At 58.1% G+C, this 6,177-nt stretch carries 5 protein-coding genes; all 5 read right to left on the bottom strand.

The window, feature by feature from the left end; all coding sequences use genetic code 11:
• Positions 1-271: 271 nt before the first annotated feature.
• Positions 272-571 (bottom strand): hypothetical protein, encoded by a 300-nt coding sequence (locus ACQZ5Y_RS26890; RefSeq protein WP_174051769.1) that lies wholly within the window; start codon positions 569-571, stop codon positions 272-274.
• Between the two features lie 231 nt (positions 572-802).
• Positions 803-1,507, bottom strand: a complete 705-nt coding sequence (locus ACQZ5Y_RS26885) for an HpcH/HpaI aldolase family protein (RefSeq protein WP_112524604.1) — start codon at positions 1,505-1,507, stop codon at positions 803-805.
• A 13-nt stretch (positions 1,508-1,520) separates the two neighbouring features.
• Positions 1,521-2,324, bottom strand: a complete 804-nt coding sequence (locus ACQZ5Y_RS26880; protein ID WP_060641961.1) for an SDR family oxidoreductase — start codon at positions 2,322-2,324, stop codon at positions 1,521-1,523.
• Between the two features lie 9 nt (positions 2,325-2,333).
• Positions 2,334-4,010 carry a hydantoinase B/oxoprolinase family protein gene (locus ACQZ5Y_RS26875; RefSeq protein ID WP_112524607.1) on the bottom strand — a complete coding sequence of 559 codons (1,677 nt, stop codon included), beginning with the start codon at positions 4,008-4,010 and terminating at the stop codon, positions 2,334-2,336.
• A gap of 11 nt (positions 4,011-4,021) precedes the next feature.
• Entirely contained in the window at positions 4,022-6,085 is a 2,064-nt protein-coding gene (locus tag ACQZ5Y_RS26870; RefSeq protein ID WP_112524610.1) for a hydantoinase/oxoprolinase family protein, read from the bottom strand.
• Positions 6,086-6,177: the final 92 nt, after the last annotated feature.

Below are 6,177 nucleotides of genomic sequence, written 5' to 3'. Positions count from 1 at the left end.
GTGATCAATCCCATCCGCAATCTCCCCGGTATCATTCAGGTCCGGGGAGTGTGACATTCCAACTTTGCAGAAACAGGACACTTTAACTTTGCGGCTACACACAATAATTGCATAACATATATTATGGAACAAAATTTCGAATAGGCGATGCTCTTTCAATTCTGATGGGAATATAGCGATACGCGCAGGTGCGAACGGTGAGTGGTTCTATAAGTCGTCACCTTGGGCATTCTCCCGGTCCAGACCATCGAAGCGCTTTCAGGACGAGCAGTTATGAAAGGTTCTCTCCGTAAAAAAGCATCATTACAGTGAAGACGAGAACACCAAAGCCTGCCAGGCCGAAAGCGCGAAAAGAGGAAGCTCGGCCTTTCTGAAGCAGTGCTACCACAAAAGCGCAGACAGACCAGAGCGCTGTGAAAATTATCAATAACCAGGAATACACAAACGGACCAAGGTCGTAGCCTCCCCCGCCAATTGATGGTGCAGTATCTGTATCGACTTGAGCTGCTATCAGAACCGACACAGGGACAGCTAGCATCAGCAGCCAAGTATAGAGCGACTTGTTTTCCATAGGGTTTAAAATCGCCTTATTTTGGAGGTCGATCCGCCAGTTCTGGCGTATATGTTTGACCCGATGTGGCTCGTCAATATCGTGATAGTTGCTCTACTAGACTGCGCGACGAACGCCAAGAGAGCTTTCGATCGCCCGCAAAAACCGAATGTCACATCCTTAATCGATCCCTTAGACGACCGCGTTATGAGCGCACGAGAGCCCGAACAGCTGGAAGCTCATCCGATACTGCTAGCGCGCTATGGTTTGCTTGATGCTCGCGATACCTCGCCTCAGAAATGGATCCGTGTGGATATAGAAATACTGGGCGCCTTTATCGAGCCAGTGCGGCAGTTCGTTTGCCGTGGCCAGCGTGCCGGCTATCTTTCCGGCCTTGCGGATTTTCTCAATCGCGACCCCGACTTTTTCCATGACAGCGGCCGGACGCGGTTCGCCGAGTGGTGGAGCGGGCGGATAACCCATGTCCTGGGAGAGATCACCAGGACCAATGAAGAAAACGTCGACGCCCTCGACCTTGACCATATCGTCGAGATGGTTGTCGATCGCGTTCTGCGTTTCGATCATTGCCACGACGAGGCGTTTTTCGTAATCGGAGGGCAGCGCGTAACGGACTGCATCAACGATCGCGAGGGCCTGCTCCGGAGTCTCGACCATTGGAACCATGATGCCGTCAGCACCCGCATTAAGGTACCGAATGATCAGCGGTCGTTCGTGCGAATGCGGACGAACGACCGCTGCGCCGCCGGCGGAGCGTACGATCTGCCCTGTCATGCGAACGTCCTCAAAACTCCAGGTGCCATGTTCGCAGTCCAGGAACACGGCGTCTGCTCCCAACTCTATCAGCCGGCCTGCGAGTCCGGTCGAGACATGATGGGTATTGTACATGGTGATCGCCTCGCCTGCCAAAAGCCGCGAGCGCAACTTCGCTCCGTTCATCGTTTTCTCCCAGTTACTTATTCGGCAAGTCCGGCGTATCAGCTGGCGCCCCCACCCAGCGTGCGATCTCGATGTCAGCAGACGTGTCGCGCATGAATGTCGGGCAGATGTGCAGTTCGGGGATGACGGCGCCGTTGTTTAGGCTTGCACAGAGCGAGATCGCCCGAGCGACATCATGAGGATCAATCATCACGGCGCGTTCTTCCTTGAGAGGTGGACGCGCGCGGTTGTTCATGATCGGCGTGTCTGTCTCACCCGGCAGGATGGTCGTCGCCCGGATTCCCTGGTTGCGATAGGTATTGTGAAGGAAGGTCATGAAATTCTTCACGCCCGCCTTCGCAGCGCCATAGGCAACGCCGCCCAAGAGATTGGGATTGAGGGCCGCGAGCGAAGAGACTGTAATGATGGTCCCCTCACCCTTTTCGATCATCGCCGGCAGCACGGCCTGTGTCAGGTTGAACACCGCCGTCAGATTGACGTTGATGGTGGCGTTCCACTCGTCCTCGCTGATGAAGCGGGCGTTGAGAACCTTGCTGGCAGAACCGGCATTGTTCACGAGGATATCGATGGGGCCGACCGCTTCCCGGATCGACTTGATCGTGTCGAAGATCGCGTCACGCGAGGCAATGTCCAGCGTACGGGCGACAGCTTTGCCCTTCTTCTTTTCGATCAACTCCGCGACTTCCCGCAGCGGATCGAGGCGGCGGCCGGTCAGCACAACCGTTGCTCCTTCCTTCGCAAGCAGGATTGCAGTTTCACGGCCGATGCCCGAGCCGGCCCCGGTTACCAGAGCGATCTTTCCGTTCAGTAGTCCCATCGTCGTCTCCTATTCGGCTGCGGCAGCAAGGGCACCAGAATAGCCGAAGATTTCCTTTGCCGCCTTCGAGGTTACCAAGCCTTCGGCAATATCCTGCTCGATCAATTCGTGCGAGCGTTCTGCAGCACGGCCCCAGCCGCCGCCGCCAGGCGTCTGGACTTCGAGACGTTCGCCCGTCTGAAGAACGACCTTGCCCTTCGGGAAATGCGACTTTCCTTCCTTCATCACCTTTCCGGCGGAGCCGTGCTGCCCTTCCACCACGCCAAAGCAGGGATGGCGAACGCGTTCCGATGCCAGATAGATGTTCATCGGGTTCCTGCCGAGATTGCGCAAAACGACACGCTGGCCAAGGCCGCCGCGATGTTTGCCAGCACCGCCGGAGTCGGCGATAAGCTCCTTACGTTCCGTCAGGACCGGAACGGCAACCTCGAACATTTCGATCGCCGTGACCTTGCAGTTGGACGGGAAGCTTAGCGTATCCAGCCCATCGAATTCGGCGCGGGCTCCCTGACCGCCGTGGAAATTCTGCACGGAGGCATATTGCGTTCCGTCATTGCGCTGGCCTACGCAATTGGCAGCCCAGATCGGCGCACCGCCACTGTCGCCCAGCACCTTTTCCGGCACGATGCCTTCAAGCGCCTTGAAGATCAGCGAGGGAATGACGTGACCGATGAGGTTGCGCGAATTGCCCGCCGTCCATTCCTGCGGATTGAGAATGCAGCCGAGCGGCGCCTCATCGGTGATCGGAACGATGCAGCCCTCATTATTGGGCGTTTCGGCATCGAGCAGGCATTTTAATGCGTAGACCGAATGGGCGTAACGGTAGTTGGTGCGGCAGTTGATCGAGTGCAGCACCTGATCCGACGTGCCCGTATAATCCACATGGATGGAGTCATCCCTGACGATAACAGAGGCTTTGAGTTTGACGTCGACATCGTAGCCGTCGAGCAGAACCTCGGCGGAATAGGTACCGTTCGGCCATTCGCGGATTGCTTTGCGGGTCTGCGCCTCGGAGCGGGTATGGATGGCGTCTGCAAGTCCGTCGACATCGTCCAGCCCGTATTCGTTAAGGAATTTCACCAGTTCGCGGCCCATGACGTTATTGGCGGCGATCATCGATTCCAGATCGCCGCGCACTTCCGTGGGAAGACGGACAGAGGCTGCGATGATGTCGAACACGTCCTCGTTCGGAACGCCGGCCTTGAGCATCTTGACGATGGGGAAACGGATGCCTTCCGCAAAAATGTCGCTGGCCTCCGAATGCAGCGGCGCACCGCCGATGTCGGGAAGGTGGGCGATCGATCCCGCATAGGCGACGACCTTGCCGTTCTTGAAGATTGGCGTAATCATCGTCACGTCAGGCAGGTGGCCGGTTCCGATTTCGGGATCGTTGGTGGCGAGAACATCGCCCTCTTCCAGCTTATCAACCGGAAACTTCGGCAGGAAATATTTCTGGGCGGCCGCGGGCAGCGAGGTGATGAAGACCGGGATCGACCAGGTGCATTGCGCCAGCGCCCTGCCCTTACTGTCGAGAAGTACGGTTACGTAATCATGGTTCTCGCGCACGATCGGCGAGAACGCGGTCTTGCCAAGCACGTTATCGGCCTGATCCGCGATGAAGATCAAGCGGTTCCACATGACCTGAAGGTTGATCGGATCGTTGAAATCGGTAGCGGGTTTCGACATCTGATTGCCCCTTAGAGAATATTGATCACGAGATTGCCGTGGGCATCGACGTGAAAGGTGCCGCTCGGTCCGACGACAGCCGTCGATTCACGTTGCTCGACGATGGCAGGTCCCTTGACCTCGTGGCCGATCGGCAGCTTGTAGTGGTCGTAGACCGAGGTCTCGACATAGCCGCTCGCCTCCTGGAAATAGACCGCGCGGCTGCCTTTTTTCGCTTCGGCAACGACGGTTTCGTGCGGTCGGGTGACCTGATCCTTTTCCCCGCTGGCGCGCAGACGCCAGGTGATGACTTCCAGTGGTGCGGCGACGGTGCGGCCGAACAATTCGCGGTAGAGCTTGAAGAAGCTGCTGCGCAGTTCTTCGAGGAAGGCCTCTTTCGGCAGGCTGCGGTCAGGAAGCACCACCGTGATTTCGTGTCCCTGCCCTACATGGCGCATATCCACGGTATAACGATTGCTGATCGTCTCCTTGGCAACACCCGCGGCCGAGACGACTTCCGCGCCCTGGGCGGATAGATCGTCGAGCAGACGGTTCATCGCATCGATATCCCAGGCCTCGATTGCCATCGGATGGCTTGCAGAGAGGTCGACGGCGACCGGTGCGATGAGCAGGCCGATGGCAGAGCTGACGCCGGCACCGGTCGGGCAGATGATGCGCGAGATGCCGAGCTTGCGGGCAATACCATAGGCATGCACCGGACCTGCGCCGCCAAAGGCTACCATCGGCAATGAACGTGGATCAACGCCAAGGTCTGTCGCATGCATGGCGGCGGCCTTGCTCATGGATTCGTTGACCAGATCGTGGATGCCCCAGGCGCAACGTTCGACCGATACATCCAGCGAGGCGGCCAGTTTCGACATTGCCTGATGTGCGGCGTCTTTTGAAACCTTGAACGAGCCGCCGACAAAGGATTCCGTTCCCATATAGCCGAGAAGGATATCGGCATCGGTCACCGTCGGCTCGGTTCCACCGCGCTGATAGGCGGCCGGTCCCGGCATGGCACCTGCGGAATCGGGACCGACGTCGAGGAGACCGAGGGGGTTCTTCGCCGCGATGGAACCGCCGCCGGCGCCGATCTCGATCATCTGGATCGACTGGATCTTCAGCGGAAAACCGGATCCCTTGCGGAAACGCTGGTAGTGAGCGACTTCGAGATCGGTGCCAACGTTCGGCTCGCCATCGGGTATGAGGCAGAGCTTGGCGGTGGTGCCGCCCATGTCGAAGGACAGAACGCTCGCCTCACCCGCCGTGCGGCCGAATTCGGCGGCAGCGACCGCACCCGCTGCGGGGCCGGATTCGATCAGGCGGACGGGAAGTTCTGCTGCGCGGCTGCTCGGGACAAGCCCGCCCGAAGACGTCATCCAGAGCACCTGTCGGTCGATGCCCCTGTTGGCAAATTCCTTCTGTAGATGGGCAACGTGTCCGGACATTTGCGGGCGGGTATAGGCATTGACCACCGTCGTTGAGGCGCGGTCGAATTCACGCATTTCCGGGCAGACCTCGGACGACAAGGAAACGAAGATATCCGGGTCTTCTTCGCGCAGGAGTGCGGCGACACGCTGCTCATGCTGCGGATATTTATAGGCATGCAGCAGGCAGACCGCTACCGAGCGGATACCCTTTTTCTTCAGCCGCTCGGCAATCTCGCGGACGGTCTCTTCCTTCAGTTCCGTTATTACTTCGCCATCGGCAGCAATGCGTTCCTCGGCGCCAAAGCTGTTGGCGCGGGTGACGAGCGGATCGGGATATTTGATGTTCAGGTCGTACAGATCGTAGCGCCCCTCGTTGCGGATGCGCAGCATGTCCTGGAAGCCATCCGTGGTCACGAAACCGGTTTCCACGCCCTTGCGCTCAAGCACCGCATTGGTAACGACGGTGGTCGCACCAAGCACCTGCAGCTTGTCAATCGCGATCGTGTCCGCATGTTTTTCGAGCAGTTCCGACACGCCCTGCACAACGGCTTCGGCCGGATTTTTAGGCGTGCTCAGGACTTTATGGAGGTGAAGTTCGCCGCTGTCGTCCAAAAGCGCGAAATCGGTAAATGTACCGCCAGTATCGAAAGCCAGTTTTGCCATTGTTTCCCTCGAGCGACCATTCAGCATTTTTTGCTGCCTTGTGGACCCACAGGTCGGGCCCGTTCACTGATGGGAAATTGAAACGTTCGGCC

The organism is Agrobacterium sp. A3-95 (genome assembly GCF_053521785.1).
This window is presented reverse-complemented; position numbering and strand designations above follow the sequence as displayed.

What these genes read in the sequence shown, in the direction of transcription:
- ACQZ5Y_RS26890 (WP_174051769.1), bottom strand. Translation starts at nt 571, where the DNA reads ATGGAAAACAAGTCGCTCTATACTTGGCTGCTGATGCTAGCTGTCCCT.
- ACQZ5Y_RS26885 (WP_112524604.1), bottom strand. Translation starts at nt 1,507, where the DNA reads ATGAACGGAGCGAAGTTGCGCTCGCGGCTTTTGGCAGGCGAGGCGATC.
- ACQZ5Y_RS26880 (WP_060641961.1), bottom strand. Translation starts at nt 2,324, where the DNA reads ATGGGACTACTGAACGGAAAGATCGCTCTGGTAACCGGGGCCGGCTCG.
- ACQZ5Y_RS26875 (WP_112524607.1), bottom strand. Translation starts at nt 4,010, where the DNA reads ATGTCGAAACCCGCTACCGATTTCAACGATCCGATCAACCTTCAGGTC.
- ACQZ5Y_RS26870 (WP_112524610.1), bottom strand. Translation starts at nt 6,085, where the DNA reads ATGGCAAAACTGGCTTTCGATACTGGCGGTACATTTACCGATTTCGCG.